16 protein-coding genes are annotated in these 17,522 nt (G+C 56.8%); 9 read left to right on the top strand and 7 right to left on the bottom strand.

Translation table 11 applies throughout. From position 1 onward, the window contains the following. Positions 1–51 precede the first annotated feature (51 nt). The 5 genes from ACEWZM_RS05645 to ACEWZM_RS05625 all read left to right on the top strand — a co-directional run bounded on the left by ACEWZM_RS05645 (position 52) and on the right by ACEWZM_RS05625 (position 5,915). On the top strand, positions 52–2,040 hold the full coding sequence (locus ACEWZM_RS05645; protein ID WP_414007969.1) for a CocE/NonD family hydrolase: 1,989 nt from the start codon (positions 52–54) through the stop codon (positions 2,038–2,040). 210 nt (positions 2,041–2,250) lie between these two features. Further along, the gene (locus ACEWZM_RS05640) at positions 2,251–3,255 is read left to right on the top strand and encodes a glycosyltransferase family 2 protein (RefSeq protein ID WP_414005505.1); all 1,005 of its coding nucleotides are present in this window, start codon (positions 2,251–2,253) and stop codon (positions 3,253–3,255) included. Next, entirely contained in the window at positions 3,252–3,653 is a 402-nt protein-coding gene (locus ACEWZM_RS05635) for a GtrA family protein (protein WP_414005504.1), read from the top strand. Before ACEWZM_RS05640 ends, ACEWZM_RS05635 begins: the two co-directional genes overlap by 4 nt. Before the next feature lie 16 nt (positions 3,654–3,669). Next, positions 3,670–4,455 (top strand): methyltransferase domain-containing protein, encoded by a 786-nt coding sequence (locus ACEWZM_RS05630; protein WP_414005503.1) that lies wholly within the window; start codon positions 3,670–3,672, stop codon positions 4,453–4,455. After that, positions 4,455–5,915, top strand: coding sequence for a hypothetical protein (locus ACEWZM_RS05625; RefSeq protein ID WP_414005502.1), 1,461 nt, complete (start codon positions 4,455–4,457; stop codon positions 5,913–5,915). The genes ACEWZM_RS05630 and ACEWZM_RS05625 overlap by 1 nt, the downstream gene beginning before the upstream one ends. Before the next feature lie 92 nt (positions 5,916–6,007). Here ACEWZM_RS05625 and nadC read toward each other — a convergent pair whose 3' ends face one another. Genes nadC through nadA form a run of 3 tightly spaced genes read right to left on the bottom strand, consistent with a single transcriptional unit; the run spans position 6,008 to position 9,585 of the window. Then, entirely contained in the window at positions 6,008–6,862 is an 855-nt protein-coding gene (gene nadC, locus ACEWZM_RS05620; protein ID WP_414005501.1) for a carboxylating nicotinate-nucleotide diphosphorylase, read from the bottom strand. Continuing rightward, a complete protein-coding gene (locus ACEWZM_RS05615) occupies positions 6,859–8,529 on the bottom strand; it encodes an L-aspartate oxidase (RefSeq protein WP_414005500.1) in 1,671 nt (556 codons plus the stop codon). The genes nadC and ACEWZM_RS05615 overlap by 4 nt, the downstream gene beginning before the upstream one ends. Positions 8,530–8,532: 3 nt before the next feature. Next, the gene (nadA, locus tag ACEWZM_RS05610; RefSeq protein ID WP_414005499.1) at positions 8,533–9,585 is read right to left on the bottom strand and encodes a quinolinate synthase NadA; all 1,053 of its coding nucleotides are present in this window, start codon (positions 9,583–9,585) and stop codon (positions 8,533–8,535) included. A 347-nt stretch (positions 9,586–9,932) separates the two neighbouring features. Between nadA and ACEWZM_RS05605 the strand changes: the two genes are divergently transcribed. Genes ACEWZM_RS05605 through ACEWZM_RS05595 form a run of 3 tightly spaced genes read left to right on the top strand, consistent with a single transcriptional unit; the run spans position 9,933 to position 12,147 of the window. After that, on the top strand, positions 9,933–10,637 hold the full coding sequence (locus tag ACEWZM_RS05605; RefSeq protein WP_414005498.1) for an ABC transporter permease: 705 nt from the start codon (positions 9,933–9,935) through the stop codon (positions 10,635–10,637). Beyond that, complete coding sequence (locus tag ACEWZM_RS05600; RefSeq protein WP_414005497.1) at positions 10,634–11,347, top strand: ATP-binding cassette domain-containing protein; 714 nt, start codon at positions 10,634–10,636, stop codon at positions 11,345–11,347. The genes ACEWZM_RS05605 and ACEWZM_RS05600 overlap by 4 nt, the downstream gene beginning before the upstream one ends. Continuing rightward, entirely contained in the window at positions 11,344–12,147 is an 804-nt protein-coding gene (locus ACEWZM_RS05595) for an ABC transporter substrate-binding protein (protein ID WP_414005496.1), read from the top strand. Before ACEWZM_RS05600 ends, ACEWZM_RS05595 begins: the two co-directional genes overlap by 4 nt. An 83-nt stretch (positions 12,148–12,230) precedes the next feature. On the opposite strand, the gene ACEWZM_RS05590 is transcribed toward ACEWZM_RS05595, so the two are convergent. The 3 genes from ACEWZM_RS05590 to apbC are packed head-to-tail and all read right to left on the bottom strand — an operon-like array spanning position 12,231 to position 14,475. Continuing rightward, positions 12,231–12,707, bottom strand: a complete 477-nt coding sequence (locus tag ACEWZM_RS05590) for a DUF6505 family protein (protein WP_414005495.1) — start codon at positions 12,705–12,707, stop codon at positions 12,231–12,233. Continuing rightward, positions 12,707–13,414 (bottom strand): biotin/lipoate--protein ligase family protein, encoded by a 708-nt coding sequence (locus ACEWZM_RS05585; protein ID WP_414005494.1) that lies wholly within the window; start codon positions 13,412–13,414, stop codon positions 12,707–12,709. The genes ACEWZM_RS05590 and ACEWZM_RS05585 overlap by 1 nt, the downstream gene beginning before the upstream one ends. Continuing rightward, complete coding sequence (apbC, locus tag ACEWZM_RS05580; protein WP_414005493.1) at positions 13,411–14,475, bottom strand: iron-sulfur cluster carrier protein ApbC; 1,065 nt, start codon at positions 14,473–14,475, stop codon at positions 13,411–13,413. The genes ACEWZM_RS05585 and apbC overlap by 4 nt, the downstream gene beginning before the upstream one ends. Before the next feature lie 69 nt (positions 14,476–14,544). Here apbC and ACEWZM_RS05575 point away from each other — a divergent pair, with 69 nt between their 5' ends. After that, entirely contained in the window at positions 14,545–15,387 is an 843-nt protein-coding gene (locus tag ACEWZM_RS05575; RefSeq protein WP_414005492.1) for a hypothetical protein, read from the top strand. Between the two features lie 29 nt (positions 15,388–15,416). On the opposite strand, the gene ACEWZM_RS05570 is transcribed toward ACEWZM_RS05575, so the two are convergent. Further along, positions 15,417–17,366, bottom strand: a complete 1,950-nt coding sequence (locus ACEWZM_RS05570) for a 4Fe-4S binding protein (protein ID WP_414005491.1) — start codon at positions 17,364–17,366, stop codon at positions 15,417–15,419. Positions 17,367–17,522: the final 156 nt, after the last annotated feature.

The following is a 17,522-nucleotide window of genomic DNA, read 5'->3' as shown; positions in this document are numbered from 1 at the left end:
TGGTTGGGTAGAAATACCCCGATGTCAAATTCGCAAAAAGAGAGCGCGCTTATGCCAATGGAAATCACTGTCATCGAGCATCTGTGGATTCCACTGCCCGATGGGCGCAGATTAGCAGCTCGGATGTGGCGCCCGGTGGCCGAGGGTCGCTATCCCGCTATCCTTGAATATCTACCCTATCGCAAACGCGACGGCACCGCACCGCGCGATGCCACCACGCATCCGGTTTTTGCCGCCGAAGGGTACGTTTGTCTGAGGGTGGATATCGCTGGCACCGGCGATAGCGAGGGGATCTTTGACGATGAATACTCTGAGCAGGAGTTGAGTGACGGTGAGGCAGTGCTAGCTTGGCTTGAAGGGCAAACCTGTTGCAATGGAAATATCGGGATGATTGGTATTTCCTGGGGTGGCTTTAATGGCCTGCAACTGGCCGCGCGCCAGCCCGAGGCGCTGAAAGCCGTAGTCAGTGTTGCTTCTACTGTGGATCGCTATGCCGATGATATTCATTTTATGGGGGGGTGCCTGCTTAGTGACAATGCCAATTGGGCCTCGCAGATGTTTGCCTATCAGACGCGACCGTTGGACCCTAAGTTACGCCCTGATTGGCGTGAGGCTTGGGTCGAGCGGATTGAAACACTGCCATTTATGGCCGCTGACTGGTTGGGCCATGGGCAACGCGATGATTTCTGGAAACATGGATCTGTCTGTGAGGACTGGTCAGCGATGGAAGCGCCTGTGCTGGCGATCACCGGTTGGGCAGACGCATATCTGAACGCACCTCCCGCGATTGTGGAGAATATGCAAGCCCCAGCAAAGGCGCTAATCGGCCCGTGGGAACATCGCTATGCCCATATTTCTAAGTTGGGCACGCATGATTTTCACGGTGAAGTTCTGCGCTGGTTTGACCGTTGGTTGAAGGGTGAAAACAGTGGCGCAGAGGCGCTGCCGGACTATCGCACCTACATGCAGGAGCATTTTGTCCCCACAAAGGAAAATAAACCTCGTCAGGGCCGCTGGATTGCAGAGGCACAATGGCCCTCGCCTAATGTTCGCGCGGTTACGCATCAGTTAGGGCAAGATGGCTGTTTGCAGAATACGCCCGCCACAGGCGAGGTTGTGGTGAGTAACCCGGCCACGCTTGGCGCGGCTGGCGGATACTTCTGCGCCGGTATGCGTATCGACAATGAGTTGCCCGGTGATCAGTCCGGCGATGATGCGCTGTCTGCTTGTTTTGACAGCGCGCCGCTAGAGGCTCCATTGGAAATTCTGGGGCGGGCGAAGGTGCGGTTGGCGTTTTCAGTTGACCGACCGGTCGCGCAGGTGGTGGCACGGCTTTGCGACGTGGCACCTGATGGTGTGTCGCAACGGATTACCTATCGCGGGCGTAATCTGTGTCACGATGACAATCATGAGATCGCGCGGCAGCTGGTGCCCGGCCAACGCTATGAGGTCGAATTTGACTTGAATGAATGTGCGCACCACTTGCGGCAGGGGCATGTGCTGCGGTTGGCGCTCTCGACTTCCTATTGGCCAATTGTCTGGCCTAGTCCCGAACCCGTGGCGCTGACATTGCATCTGGATGCTTGTGCTCTGATCCTGCCGGAGCGAACGGTACCGGTGGAAGCCGACGCACAGGCGCCGGATGTGGCACGGAAATATCCCGTATATGCAGCAGCGGTGACGCGCGCAGCTTCTGGTACATCGAATACTTATGAAGAGGACGACGGGACGCTGGTTCTGGAGACATTTGACGACTACGGCTCAGCGATTGATCCCGTGCACGGGATGGAGGTCGGCAGTCATGTGGCCATGCGCTACTCCGTACATCCTGATGACCCGGCGGGCGCGACCTTCAGCAGCCAGTGGCAGTTTACGTTTGCGCGTGGTGATTGGCGTGTGCAGGTCGATACCGACAATCTGATGCGTGGCGATACGCAGGATTTCCACCTCTGGCGCAAGGTTGTGGCCAGTGAAGGGACTTACAACCACGAGGTCTGTGTTAAGGAATGGAGCCAGACCCTGCCGCGCGATTGTTTGTGATTTCGCATCAAATCCTGTTAAAAATCGCTGTTTTTCCCCGGATTGACCCCTAGTTCGCCACGGTTTGGCCATGTTCTGTGACCAAAAACAGAACTGCGCGTTAACCATTTCGGGTGAGAATAGCCCCTTGAGATGTTTTCATCGCGCTGGAATGCCGGGCGGATGGTCCTCCGGTTGTGAGCAGACGATAAACAGAATTGGGGCGAGAAGGTGCATCTATCCGTTGTTGTACCCTGCTATAATGAGGAAGAGTCCATCCCCCTGTTGGTGGATCGGTTGGTGCAGGCAATCGAACCTTGGGCGGAACGGGCTGAGATCATTTTAGTCGATGACGGCTCCAGTGATGAGACATGGGCTGCTATGGAGGCGGCCCATACACGGCACCCCGTTGTACGTGGTATTCGCTTATCGGCCAACCGTGGCCACCAGGTTGCCCTGACCGCCGGGCTGGAGGCCGCAAAAGGCGCGCGCATTTTTATGCTGGACGCTGATCTGCAGGATCCACCTGAAATTTTGCCAGACATGATGATGATGATGAATCGCGGCTATGATGTGGTCTATGGCCGTCGGGCTGAACGTCAGGGCGAAACGCTATTCAAAAAGGCGACAGCCTATGTGTTCTACCGTTTCCTCAATACGTTGTCTGACGTGGATATCCCGAAGGACACCGGGGATTTCCGCTTGGTAAGCCGCCGGTCACTGGATGCAGTGCTGAAAATGCCCGAACGCGCTCGGTTTATTCGGGGTATGTTTGCCTGGGCTGGCTTCCACCAGATCGGGTTGGAATACATCCGTGAGGCCCGTGTCGCAGGCGAGACTAAATATCCCTTTAAGGCGATGGTTCGCTTTGCCACCGATGCGCTGACAGGATTTTCTACCAAGCCGCTCAAAATGGCCACCCGCCTAGCTTTTGTCAGCCTTTTGGTGACTGTTCTGATGGCGGTCTATGTCTTTGGCTCCCTAATCCTGTTTAGCACGGTGCCTGGTTGGGCTTCGGTTCTCTTGGCGATCTCGTTCTTCTCGGCAATCCAGCTGCTAACATTGGGAATCCTCGGCGAATATGTCGGGCGCCTCTATATGGAGAGCAAGCAACGACCGCTTTATTTTCTGTCGCAGGAAACGGGGCATCCATCCGCTCATGCGGTGGACTTCATCGGCGAAGCTCGACTGGCTGAAGACCGGGCACCGCAGCCTGCGCATAAAGAAGCGTCATGATCCGCTCTGTTGCTCAACAGGACCTTGGGCAGTTAGTCCGCTTCGCCATCGTTGGTGTTACAGTTGCTGCGATCTATGTGTTGTTGTTTCTGATTTTCTTGCAAATCGGCCTGGTGACGGGGTTTGCCAATGCCTTGGCTTTTGGACTGGCGGTCTTGGCGCAATATGTCGGACAGACTGTCTGGACCTTTCGCCAGAAACTTAATCAGCCACGTCAGGCAATGCGGTTCGGGTGTGCTGTCGGGCTTGGGTTTGTTGCGTCTGGTCTGCTGACGACTTTTATCGGTCCGATGCTGGGCTGGCCCGACTGGATGGCGGCGACGATCGCAGCAGTCTGGCTGCCGGTGCAAAATTATCTGTTTTTCAAAATCTGGGTCTATGCCGGCAACGGCCTATAAAGAGGAGACGCTTGCTGTGTCGCATGTCTATTCAAATGAGTTTTACGACTACATCGATATTGGTGCACGCAGTTCCGCACAGGCGCTGATTGCTGCTGTTCAACCTTGGTTAGGAGCACGCAGTGTCTTGGATTTGGGGAGCGGTCGCGGTGTCTGGCTTAGTGAATGGGCAAAATCGGGTGTGGAAGATATCGCGGGTGTTGATGGCGACTACGTAGATCGCAGCCGTCTTGCAATTCCGGCAGCACAATATCACGCAGCGGATCTGACGCAGGATGTTGATCTGGGACGCCGATTTGATTTGGCCCAAAGCCTGGAGGTGGGCGAGCATTTGCCCGCGGATGCATCGCACAAATTGGTCGCAGGATTGACCCGCCATGCGAATCGTATCCTGTTCTCAGCCGCTGTACCGGGGCAGGGGGGGGAGTTTCATATCAACGAACAACCTCTATCCTTCTGGCAAGACCTCTTTGCAGCCAAAGGGTATCGTGCCTTCGACTGTGTGCGCCCAGCACTAAAAAACGCTGAGGGTGTAGAGCCCTGGTATCGCTACAATACAGTTCTTTATATGAATGACGCAGGACGTACCGGCTTGCCAGCGGAGGTTCTGGCTACAGAAATTCCAGCAGAGCAACCTGTGCCTCTAGCGGGGAGTCTTGGGTGGCGGCTGCGCCGGGGTGTGGTGTCCGCGATGCCGCGGCCGATGGTTACGCGTATTGCCCAAATCCGCGCTGCGATTATCGCGCGGCAGGCACGTGCAGCGGGGCTGGTAGGCGCTGATTCAGCAAAAGGCGCTATGTAATGACACTGGTGATGGACAGCCCGGGAGTGGCGTCTCGGAATATGTTACTGCCATTGGCGGCGACAATCGCAGTGGCCTTTGTTGGGTTGCTGATTGCGGCGGCATTCCAGTTGCCGGATCCGCTGATCCGTCACGATGACTATCCGGCGCTCTTCGGGGATGCCGAAACCTATTACATCAAAACACTGATGGAAGGGCGTTGGGTCAATTATCTATGGCATCTCCGCGAAACCTTGTTACCTAGCTGGATCAACTATCTGATCTACAACGCGCTTTGGGCAGTGGTTCTGGGGTGTTTGGCGCATAACGCGCTTGGGCGTGAGGCGGCGTTATGGCGCAAGGGAGCGGTGGCGTTGATTGCAGGCCTATCTGCGCCTGCGCTGCTAATCTCGCTGTGGTTCAACACATTGATCCCGGGCATGGCTATCCTTGCCATCTATGCATTGGCAACGACACAGTTGTCTGAGCGAGTTTGCCGCTGGCTTCTGGTGCCCTTTGTTCCGATGGCGTTGACCGCTTACACCACCTACCCGTTTTTTCTGCTGGCGCTTTGCCTGACTCGCGCAGACACGCAACGGTCAGCCAAGGATCTGGCGGCTCTGCTGGGGCTGTTTATTCTGTGTTTTGCTCTGGCGATGGCTTCGATCTATTCGTTGAATTATCTGTTCCACGGTGTCTTTGGTATTCCTATGGCGGAATGGCGGATGCCGAACCCGGCGCATGATTTGGCATCGGTGCTGGAGAACATTGGTCTGATTGGAGAGTTTCTGAGCAGCTCAGCATCTCTTGTGTCGTTTCATTTTATGCCATTGACGCTGTTTCAGTTGGTGCTGTTTGGTTGGGCAGTCTGGGAGGTCGGCAAATCTGATCCCTGGCGCGCGGTCTACCCACTGGCTGGCATTTGCCTTGGTATGGCGTTGATATTCATCCAAACAGTCAAAACAGGCATTACGCTGCCGCCGCGGGTTTCCGGGTTTGTCTGGCTGTACTACGCAGTGCTTCTGGGGCTGATGTCACAAGAGCTGACTGTGAGAGGCGCAGGCTGGGATCGCATTGGCCGTAATCTTTTAGCGTTTGTTGCCATGATCTACCTGGCCTTCAACATATTGCAACATCGCGACGTGACCGCGTGGCAGACGGATAGCCGTAGGATGGTAGATCAGATCATCCCGGTGGATGGGCCGATCTATGTGACGGGGACCTATCTGTCGTTAAGCTCGGGCGAGAAATCTGGGCTGCAGCATGATCTTTCGGTTGCCTTTCGCCTGACCCAGTTGACCGGTCGCGAGGTGATCATGTGCGCGATGGGATCCACGCACTGTGCTGAATTACCTCAGGAGGTGCAAGCGGGCGCCGCAGGGCCGGATTATGAGGTGCGTAATCTGGACGGGGTGAGCGTTGTAATGTTGTCAGCTATTCCGATCCGTGTGGGTGCGCCAAATGTTCCGGACGGCGGTTGAGATCTGGTTGAGGCGACCCGAGCGGCCAGAATAGAAAAAGATGCGGGGGCCACAGGCCCCCGTTTTCATCTTACCAGTCAGGCTTAGTAAGTCTAGAAGTCGAGGCCCAGATCCAGTGTTTGCGCCGAATGGGTCAGCGCCCCGGATGAAATATAGTCAACACCGGTGGCAGAAACCTCTGCGATACGATCGCGACGCATATTGCCGGATGCCTCAGTCACCAGATGACCCTTGGCCAGTGCAACTGCCTGGGTGAGGGTTGGCGTGTCCATATTATCCAGAAGCACGACATCAGCCCCACCGGTGTCGAGCGCCTCTTGCAACTGGTCGAGACGATCAACTTCGATCTCTACTTTCATCATATGGCTGACATTGGCCTTAGCGGCGCGCAGAACGGCGGCTACACCGCCAGCCGCGGCGATATGATTGTCTTTGATGAGGATCGCATCAGACAGGCCATAGCGATGGTTGTAACCACCGCCATGCAGCACGGCCTGTTTTTCGACCATGCGCAGGCCGGGCGTGGTCTTCCGGGTGCAAGTGACGCGGGTTTCAGTGCCTTTGGTCTCGGCTACAAAACTGGCGGTTAGACTGGCGACTCCGGACAGGCGCCCCGCAAAATTTAGCGCGACGCGCTCGCCGGACAGGATTGACGCTGCGGAGCCCTCAATTGTCATCAAGGTTTGGCCCTGCGCACACGGGCGGCCATCCGGCACAAGCGTTTCGATTTTCAGTGACGGGTCAACCAGATGAAAGGCGATGCGCGCGATCTGCATGCCGGATACCACCCCCTCGCTGCGGGCGTTTAGACTGGCTTCGTATGTGGTTCCCATCGGGATAACGGCACGTGTGGTGACATCACCGCTTTGGCCGAGATCTTCCAGCAGGGCGGCGCGGACCAAAGGTTCGACGATCAGGTCTGGCAGCGTGGCGAAGGACGGGGTCATGTCGGATCCTTGATGGCGGCAGCGCGGATTGTGCGTGCCTCGGTGAGGGTAATGTGGGTGCGGTGGGCCAGCGTGGGATCGGCTTCGGGGAAATCGGTGCGGAAGTGGCCTCCGCGACTTTCACGGCGGGCCAATGCTGCGGCGGTGATCAAAGTGGCAGTTGCGCACATATTGGCAAAACCCTCGTCATCGCCATGCTCAATCAGCAGCTGTTCTATGGTTGCCAAGGCGGTCTCGAGTCCGGCCTCATCGCGCAGCACGCCGACACAGGCCGTCATGGTCTCGCGAAGTTTGCTGATAGCGGAAGCGGGTGCTGCAGGCATGTTTGCCGGGACAAATGCCAAAGAAAGTTCGGGAGACACACGCAGTGGATCAGGCTGTAGGCCCAGCGTTTCACCGATATCTTGCGCGGCGGTACGGGCGTACACCAGCGCCTCCAGCAGGCCATTGGAGGCAAGGCGATTGGCACCGTGCAACCCGGTCGAAGAGGCTTCACCGCAAACCCAGAGATTGCTTAGACTGGCGCGTCCTTGCATGTCGGTGTCTACTCCACCCATGTGATAATGTGCGGCGACCGTTACTGGAATTGCGTTCGCGACTGGGTCAATACCTGCGCGCGCGCAGGTTTCGGCCACGGTGGGGAAACGGCTCAGAACCTCTGTACCCAGGGCATCTCGGGTGTCCAGCATCGGTCGTCGCCCGGCCTGGGTCTCGGCAAAAATCGCGCGGGCCACAATGTCACGCGGAGCCAGCTCAGCGTCTGCGTGCGTAGCCAACATAAACCGAATGCCATTCTTGTTGATCAGTGTCGCGCCATCGCCGCGCAGGGCTTCTGTCGCGAGAGGGGCCGGGTCTTCACCGATGTCAAAGGCTGTAGGGTGGAACTGCACAAATTCTGGATCGGCGATTCGAGCGCCTGCACGGGCAGCAAACCCGATTACTTGCCCTCTGATGCGAGGCGGGTTGGTGGTATGCGCAAATAGCCCGCCAGAACCGCCACCAGCCAGAAGGATCGCCGGTGCGTGGATCAACAGGGGCGCCGAGGTGCCGCTGGCGTCGTTTACCCAAACTCCGGTTACGCGGTCGCTTTCTACCTCCAATCGGACAGCCTGCGTACCTTCATAGACTTGCACCGATGGGGTGGCGCGCACGGCCGCGATAAGCGTTTCCATGATCTGGCGACCGGCCTGATCGCCCTTTACCCGTACTACACGGGCCATGGAATGGGCTGCCTCGCGACTCATGACAAAGCCGCCTTCTGCGGTACGGTCGAAAGGCGTACCAAGGTTTGTGAGGTCCAGAATATGATCCTGTGCGACCTTGGTGACCATTTCGGCGACGGCTGCATCAACCGTGCCGGCGCCTGCACGTACCGTATCGGTGGCATGGGCCGCTGGGCTGTCGGCCTGATCCATTGCTGCAGCGACACCGCCCTGCGCCCAGGCAGAACTGGCACCTTCACCAAGGGTTTCGGGTGAGATCATCAGGACGGGGTGCGGAGCCAGTTCAAGAGCGGCATAAAGCGCGGCCATGCCGGCGCCCACGATCACCACGCGATTGGTGTTGTAGCTGCCAGTGGTTTCGTTGAGGGGCTGAACACCCACCTGTTCTGCGGTTGGATTGCCGAGTGAAGGTTGGGATGTGAACTTGACGCCCGAGGTGTCCAAAGATCAGATCCCCAGCTTCTGGCTAAGATCGATCATACGCTGCACGGCGACACGTGCTTTTTCCGCGACCTGTGGGTCGACTTCTACCGGTTCGGACATGGTGTGCAGTGACCAAAGGATTTTCTCCAGCGTGATTTTCTTCATGTAGGGGCACATGTTGCATGGCCCTACGAAATCAACTTCCGGCAACTGATCAGCGATATTCGAGGCCATCGAACATTCTGTAATCAGCATCGCCTTTTCTGGTTTTTCATCAGTTACATATTTGATTATGCCGCTGGTCGACCCGGAGAAATCGGCTTCATTCACCACATCCGGTGGGCACTCGGGATGTGCGATCAACCGTGTGCCTGGGTTCCATTCTCGGAAATCGCGCAGATCTTTTGCAGTGTACTGTTCATGAACGATGCAGGAGCCCTCCCACCAGACCACGTTTTTCTGTGGCACCTGTTGGGCAATATTCTGAGCCAGGTACTGGTCCGGCGTCATGATCACCGTATCGCTTTCTTGCGCTGCAACAATTTGGGCTGCGTTGGACGAGGTGCAGCAGATATCCGAGGCCGCTTTGACTTCGGCAGTGGTGTTCACATAGGTGACAACTGGCGCGCCGGGGTATTTCTCACGCATCTGTGCAATGCCGTCAGCGGTGATCGATTCTGCTAGCGAACAGCCGGCCTCCATATCTGGGATCAATACGATCTTGTCGGGGCTTAGGATTTTGGAGGTCTCGGCCATGAAATGTACACCGCACTGCACAATCACATCCGCCTCGACCTTGGTAGCCTCCATCGCGAGTTGCAGGCTGTCGCCGACCACATCGGCAACGCCGTGGTAGATTTCAGGTGTCATGTAGTTGTGCGCGAGAATTACCGCGTTGCGCTCTTTCTTGAGGGCAAGGATAGCGGCGACGTATGGCGCATAGGTGGCCCAATCGATGGGATTTACCACCCGGTCCATCTTGGCGTGGATTGCGGACATCTCTGCGGCCAGAGCCGGATTTGGCGCAAGATCATAGTGGTTGGCGAGCTGATCGCGCATGGTTTGCAGATCGAACATGGCATTTCCTCAAAGCTGCGCCAGACATGGCACTTTGGGAAATTCTTGTTTCATGTTCACATATAGCGCGCAAGCAAAGGAAGCAGGTTTATCGTATGAAAACCCGAAATTCCTTCTGCAAATCAGCGCTAGCTGAACAGTGTCGGCTAATTGACGAGATCATTTGTGCCACGACCTTATGTCCTTTCAACAATGTCAGCGCAAACGGTCTGGGGTCATTTTGTCCAAATTTCGACTTAGATGACGTTTTTGTCTATTGGGCGGCCTGATATTGTGGTTTGCAGATAGGATAAACACCGTAGACGGAAGCGGTAAGACCGGTCCCACAAGGGAGAAGCTCCACCTCCATGTCTGATCTCTGGGAAGGACTGGTCCAGGCCGTTTGGCTGGTGATCACGCTGGATAATGATCTGGTGGAGATCACATTGCGATCGTTACGGGTCACTTTGACCGCGTTGCTAGTGGCATCGGCGATTGCTTTGCCGCTGGCTGCCCTATTGGCTGTGCGCCGCTTCCGGCTACGCCGGGTAGCGATTGCAGTACTTAATGCCCTAATGGGGCTGCCGCCCGTTGTTGTGGGTCTTGTGGTCTATGTGATGTTGTCACGGGCCGGGCCGTTTGGCGTGCTGGGGTTGCTGTTTACGCCCACCGCGATGATTGTCGCGCAAGTGATCATTATTGTCCCGCTAGTCGCATCCATCGCGCATCAGTCACTGAGAGATCTGTGGAGTGACTATCATGACCTGCTGATCTCCCTGAATGCAAGTCAGTCCCAGCGGATCCGTACGCTTCTTTGGGATGGGCGGCGCGCCTTGCTAACGGCGGCATTAGCTGGTTTTGGCCGTGCGATTGGCGAAGTCGGTGCGATCATGATTGTCGGTGGCAATATCGACCATGCGACCCGTGTTCTTACCACGGCGATTGCGCTGGAGACCGGGAAAGGCGATTTTGCCATGGCGCTGGGCCTAGGATTCGTGCTGATCGCGCTGGCGGTAGCAGTCAATCTGACCATTCACTGGTTGGGTAAAACTGAAAGTGAGGGTCGGTGGTGAGTGGCCTGTTTCCTTTGTCAGTTGAGGGAGCGCAGGTGCGCAGGCGCGGCAAGACGCTGATTGGGCCCGTTGACCTACGGCTCGATGGCCATGGCACCACGATCGTGATTGGACCAAACGGATCCGGCAAGACGTCTTTGCTGAAGATGTTGCATGGTATTCTGCGGTTGGGACAGGGGCAGATCAAATGGGGCTGTACCACTGCCGAGGCGCAGCGACAGCAAGCATTTGTATTCCAGACACCAGTGATGATGAGGCGTTCGGTTGTTGAGAATATCGCCTATCCATTGCGACTGAACCGGGTGCCACGCCAAGAAGCGCTGGCAGCGGCCGAGATTTGGGCCAACCGGATCGGGTTGGGCGATGCCCTGCAACGACCTGCGGTGCTGTTGTCCGGTGGTGAACGGCAAAAACTGGCGCTGGCGCGGGCCTTGATCCGCAAGCCGCAGCTGTTGTTTCTGGATGAACCCTGTGCATCGCTAGATGGGCGGGCTACTCGTGAGATCGAGGAGATCCTGACCGAAGCAGCGACGGCAGGGACGCGATTGATCATGTCCACTCATAATATGGGGCAGGCGCAACGCTTGGCGGATGAGGTGCTGTTTGTGCTGCACGGAGAGATCGCAGAATTTTCTGCGGCTGAGTCTTTTTTTACCCGACCGCACACCGAACAGGGACGCGCATTTTTGAGAGGGGATATTGTAGAATGAAGTATACTGTATTTGGGGCATTGGCTGCTCTTGTGCTAGGGACTCCGGCCTTGTCGGAGGATATGAAGCTTGCGGTGACCACATCGTTCCACAACTCAGGCCTTGCCGAGGTGCTACTGCCGCAGATCAAGGTTGATCTGGGGTTGGATGTACAGCTGTTGGTGGTGGGGACGGGTCAGGCGATCCGCCTGGGCGAGGCTGGCGATGTCGACGCCATTCTTGTGCATTCCCAAAAAGCCGAGGAGGCGTTTCTGGCGGGGGCGAACGGCACCCACCGCCGCGAGATCATGTATAATGATTTTGTGTTTATCGGACCTGAGGCAGATCCAGCGGCGGTCAATTCTGCCAGCTCAGCCAAAGAGGCCCTGCGGAAAATTGCGGGTGCCGAAGCGGCGTTTGTCAGCCGAGGGGACGACAGCGGCACCCATAAGAAGGAGCTTAGTCTTTGGGTTGCTGCAGATTTGAAACCAGACGCATTTGGCAATTGGTACAACGCTGTTGGTGCGGGTATGGGGGCTGCGCTGAACACTGCATCAGGCATGGATGGCTACATCATGTCAGACCGAGCGAGTTGGCTCAATTTCGCCAACAAGGGTGACCTCGGATTGCTCTATTCTGGTGATCCGGTTTTGTTCAACCAATATGCCTACCTGCCCGTAAACCCAGAGAAGCACGACCATGTAAAAGCGGGTCTAGCGATCAAGCTGGAGGAATGGCTGGTGTCTGACACTGCCAAACAATTGATCAACAGCTATCAGATCAATGGTGAATCACTGTTTGTGTTCAACGCCAAGCAGTGATTAGCGTTGACCAAGATGTCAGCATCAAAACAAACGCACCGCGTAATCATGTTTGGTGTGTTTGTGTTCACAAGCAATAGTGATCAATCATCGGTGACGTGGATTGCAAACTGCTCAAGCCCTGCATCCTGAGCTTCGATCGCACGATAGCTTTCCTTGACGCCAGCGTCTGTCAGTTCGCGCATCACAGTTAGTAGCGTGTTGGGTGCGTGGTCTGCGCAGAGCTCTGCCATATGGGCGAGCTCCTCCTCGGCCACGGGGCGCGCAGTGTCTGCATCCGGCGCGCCATAGTAGCTCACAAAATGCTTCGCCAGTAGATCGGTGAGAGTAGCCAGCTCAGTCTCTTCGATTTTCGTGACCGCTACAAATGTGGCTCGGCCTCCGGTTTCCAACCCCATCCAGCCATTGGCAAATGCCTGGCGTTGTTTTCCGGTCAGATCAGCCTGCTCCCAGTTGGAAAACTCAAACCCACCCGAGATGCACCATTCACCGGTGCGCGCAGGGCTGGCAAAGACGTTCTGGTCACTTTCGTCGAAATGAATGGCTCGGGCCAACTGCATCACGGGGTCTCCAGCAAGGTGGTAAGGGGGATCAAGTGGGTAGTCTCAGCGTCGCGTAGCAATAGGCCGAAATTTTCGTCCACTCCAAGAAAGGTACCAGTAAGGGAACCTTGGCTTAGGTCGTCGCCAATGCCATGGACCAACCCGCGCCAGGTGCTGTGAACCGGTTCGGTGCCGTCATCCTCCCAACGCGTTATCCAATGCAAGGCGTGTCGGGCGTAGCTTTCCAGAAGGCCAACAGCATCAACATCGGCGCAGCCTTCGGCATAAAGCGCGGTATCTTCCGGCGTGGTGCCAGTTTCCACATCGCTTGGCGGCCACAGTGCGAGGTCCAGAGCTATCACCAGCCAGTCTGGAGTGGTCGTTGGATCATTGGTGCTGGCAGCGACGCGTAGGTGCCCGCAGCGCCCGCCATTGATGCGGATACCGCCATCCCATTGCAGATGTACCGCAACCTCCGGCGGGGCCAGTGCGCCAAGGGCGTTTTGAAAAGCAATACCACTGATTGGCAGCATGGTCATCGCTTTGGCCAGCGGGACCTCCGGCGCACAGACCAACGCGACGCTGAGGCGATCCGAGGCGAGGTTGTGTACGATCAGACCGGCATCGCAACCCAGGACAGCTTTCTGAGAAGCAAGCGCAAAGGGATCTTCCGCCCCTGATGCTGCATGGCCTGCCATGAGCGGTGGAAAGCTCGGTTCGGTCATGCGTGGCCTTTGTTGACCAGATCGGCGGCCAGATCGTGGAATGCTTGGGCTTGAGCGCTGTCCGGTTTGCTGACTGCGATAGGCGCACCACCGTCGGCGGCCAGACGCACATCCAGATGCAAAGGTATTTCCGCCAGCAACGGTACGTTGAGCTTTTCAGCCTCTGTTGCGACGCCGCCATGCCCAAAGACATGCTCCTCATGCCCGCAGTTGGAGCAGATGTGAGTGGACATGTTTTCGATCATACCTAGGATCGGTACGTTTAGCTTTTGGAACATGTCGATGCCCTTGCGGGCGTCAATCAAAGCCACATCTTGGGGGGTGGAAACCACGATAGCCCCATCCACATGTGCTTTCTGTGCCAGCGTCATCTGAACATCACCGGTGCCCGGCGGCAGGTCAACGATCAGCACATCGAGTGCGCCCCATTGAACCTGCATCATCATTTGCTGCAATGCACCCATCAGCATCGGGCCGCGCCAGACCACCGCTTGATCCTCATTGGTCATCAGGCCGATCGACATCATGGTGACCCCATGGTTACGCATCGGTAGAATAGTCTTTCCATCCGGGCTGGCAGGACGACCAGACACACCCAGCATCCGCGGTTGCGAAGGGCCATAGACATCGGCGTCCAATAGTCCAACGCGGCGGCCCTGGGCCGCCAGCGCGCAAGCGATATTGGCCGAGACTGTAGATTTTCCGACGCCACCTTTTCCCGAGGCAACGGCGACGATGCGATCCACGCCAGGAATTTTCTGCGGCCCCTGCGGCTGTGCGGGTTTGTTCGGCTTTAGGTCAGGGGGGGATTTAGCAGAGTGCCCTGTCAACATGGCTGAGACCTTCTCGGCTCCGGGCAGGGCGGTCACCTTGGCGTCAGCCTCGTCCCGGATAGGGGCGTAGATGTCGGATTTAGCCGGGTCAATTTCCAGAACAAAGCGGACTGTGCTCTCTTCGATGTTGAGTGCGCGGACGATACCGGCAGCGACGATATCAGTGCCGGACACGGGGTCCTTAATGGTCTTGAGCGCCTCAAGGACGATTTCACGAGTGAGGGACACGCCGGGGTTGCTCCTTCCTGTTATTCGCTTGTTTCAAGCAGACTTGTTTGTGGATGGTTGGCTGCGGAGATGTCTGCCCCGGCTGCAACAGTTCTTGACGACTATGTAGATGGTTTCTTAGCATTTCATATGGTTTGGGTATGCACTCTTTTGCGTCGTTACGCGGGAATACTCGCGATATTTGTGATCGCGGTGATCCTGCGACCCGCCTTCGGGTTGGCTGAGACTGATCCGCGCAAGTTGCGATTGATTGCGCCTCAGGCACTGATTGAGACCGGTGTGCTGGGTTTTCTGCTGCCGCGATTTTCGCTGAAAACACAGGTGCGGGTTGAGATTGTCGATATCGGCAGTACCGCTGACGCGGCGCTGGGGCCAACTGGTCAACCAGTTATGGTGGGCGATGGCTTGATCTGGCATCTGCAGCTGATCACTCCGGATCATGCAGGGGCGCGACGGTTTGCGGATTGGCTGGCCTCTGACGTGGGCGGGCGCACGATTGCAGCCTTTGCCCCCGATGGTACCCAGATGTTTCAGGTGCCAGAACAGATTGATGCGCTGGCCGAGGCGACAGTCTGGGAAGGCGATTCCGGGCTTGGGTATGAGCTGTCCAAGACCCACTGTGGGCGCTGTCATGCGGTAGAAGAGGCCGGGCGGATGAACAGCATCGGATCGACGCCGTCGTTTTATGTCCTGCGCAGCCTTACCGATTGGCAAGAACGGTTCCAGGCGTTCTACGCGTTGAACCCGCATCCGGCCTTTACCCAGGTTGCCGATGTGACGCCGCCCTTTAATGAGGCGCGCCCCTCGCCGATTGTCCCGGTGGAGATTACGCTGGATGAACTGGAGAACATTCTGGCCTATGTGGCCGTCCTCACCCCTGCTGATCTTGGTGCGCCGTTGGAGCATAAATAGGCTCATCATTCTGGCTAGGCGCGTCTGGATCAATGGTCTTTGCGCTTGCTGAGATAGTCTTCGGTTGTGCGAACCTTGGGGCGATCTGCGCCCGCAAAGGGAGAGTTTTTCTGATGAAACTGTGCATTTACTCTACAATCATCACACATTTGGATCATCCGCGCAGCATCTGGGTTGGCGAACATGGAGTGTTTGCCTGCCAGTTTTTCGGTGATCTTGTCGATTGTGGACTTTACTCCAAAAAGTGACCCGCATTCGACACAGGCGAATGGCTCCTCTTCGTGCAGGACGACCTGTGACAGCGCCTCAGATGTCAAATTGAGGCGCGGTTCATAGCTGATCGCATCCTCGGGACAGATATTCGCACACAGACCGCATTGCAGGCAGGCGTCCTCCTGAAATCGCAACTGTGGCAGGTCGGGATTGTCTCCCAATGCGCCAGAGGGGCAGAGCGAGACACAGGACAGGCACAATGTGCAATTGTCTGCCGATACTAATACCGCGCCGTAGGGAGCGCCCTCGGGAAGGGGAAGGGTGTCAGTATCTGGCAATAGCGCTTTGGCAGCTTGCCGAGTGATCTGTCGGCGGTTGCCGATCGGACGTTGCCGGGTCTCGACCAAGGTGCGGGTACCTTCTCGGGCAAAGAGCACATCGCTCAGCTGTTCAGGGTCGTTAACGTCGAGAAGATGTAGATGTGGACCGGCAATTGCGGTTGCCAGGGTGATTTCGTGGTTTTGGACGTCTCCCTCCGCCTTGGGGGAGAGCAAGACCGAAACTTCGGAGAACCCAGCAGCGAGGGCGGCGAGCCCTTCGGCATGTCCAAAGCTGTTGAGCGCATAAACTGATAATGGGATGACATCCGCAGGCAGTCCGCGGGCATGGCGAGCGGCCAGTTGCACCATTTCATCACCGTGGTGATCTACCACCAGCAGGCGAGGGGCGTTACCGCCCGCGTCAAGAAACGCTTTGGCCAGGGTCTGAATGCGCCGCATCAGCGCGTCCGTGGGTGGTGCATCGTAGGTGATGGCACCAGAGGGACAAAGCGATGCACAGGAACCGCAACCGGCGCAGACCATTGGATCAATACTGACATGGTCGCCAGCGGGGGTGATCGCCCCTGTTGGGCAGGCGTCAAGGCAGCGTGTGCAGCCGATCTGACCTGCACGGGAATGGGCGCATAACAGCGGCTCACTGCGCACGTAAAGTTGTTTTTCGAAGGTCCCGATCAGCTGACTGGCAGCCATCGTTGCCTCAGCAACTGCCAGAGCAGATTTTGGATCAGCGCGTAAGTAGCCGTCACGCTTTTCGGGCGCTGGAAAGAGCGGCTGACCACCGCGTAGATCTAGAATGATATCACAAATTGATTGTCCGCCGTCTTGCGCCGGACCCCATGTCCAGCTGCGGCCGGTAACATCCAGTTGCTGTAGCCGATCAATGGTTACAGCAAATTGTCCCAATGCGCCCTGAGCGCGTCGCAACTGGCCAGAAATGACATCATAGGCGCGAGTAGTCGGTGGCACGTCGGGGCTGTCCAGCAACACGGTGATCGCTAGATTATCCTGCAGCCGCTCTGCTGCGGCAAACGCCACATCCGGCGCGCCAATGATTAGGCAAAGCCCTTCTGAATGCAGGTCAACGGTCTTTGCAGGCGGCGGCGTCAGCGTCGCTTCGGCGATCAATGCGGTCATTTTGGGCAGTGTTGACCCAGTGTCGGCAGTCCATCCGGCCCGGTCACGGAGGTCGAGATAATCGGGTGCCGGGCTATCTATTTCCTCTGCCAGAGCGTCGAAAATGCGGTGCTCTTGGGCGCAACAAATAATTGCATCTCCTTGGCCTAGGGCCGCCGCTGCCTGCTCAATTTCGTCGGTACAAAGCGCAGAATACAATTTGGAGCAGGGCAGGCCGGTGCTGTGCGACAATGCCTCAGTGTCGATCGACTGAGTTCCTGAACAATCGCATAAAATCAGTTGCTTAGGCATGTAATCTCCGCGTGTTCGGCAGTCGTTGACAGCAGCATAAATCCGCCAGTTCGAGCTTAGACTAGGCATGTTTGCACGAGCAGGTAAACCGCAATTTGCGGAAAAGGGAGGTGACCGTTGGGGCAATTGGACTGGGTGATTCGCAGTTTTTTGGAG

Origin of the sequence: Phaeobacter cretensis, from assembly GCF_047372505.1 — a bacterium.
GTDB lineage: Bacteria > Pseudomonadota > Alphaproteobacteria > Rhodobacterales > Rhodobacteraceae > Phaeobacter > Phaeobacter cretensis.
The sequence above is the reverse complement of the archived record's forward strand: the minus strand, read 5'-3'. Positions and strand labels throughout refer to the sequence as shown.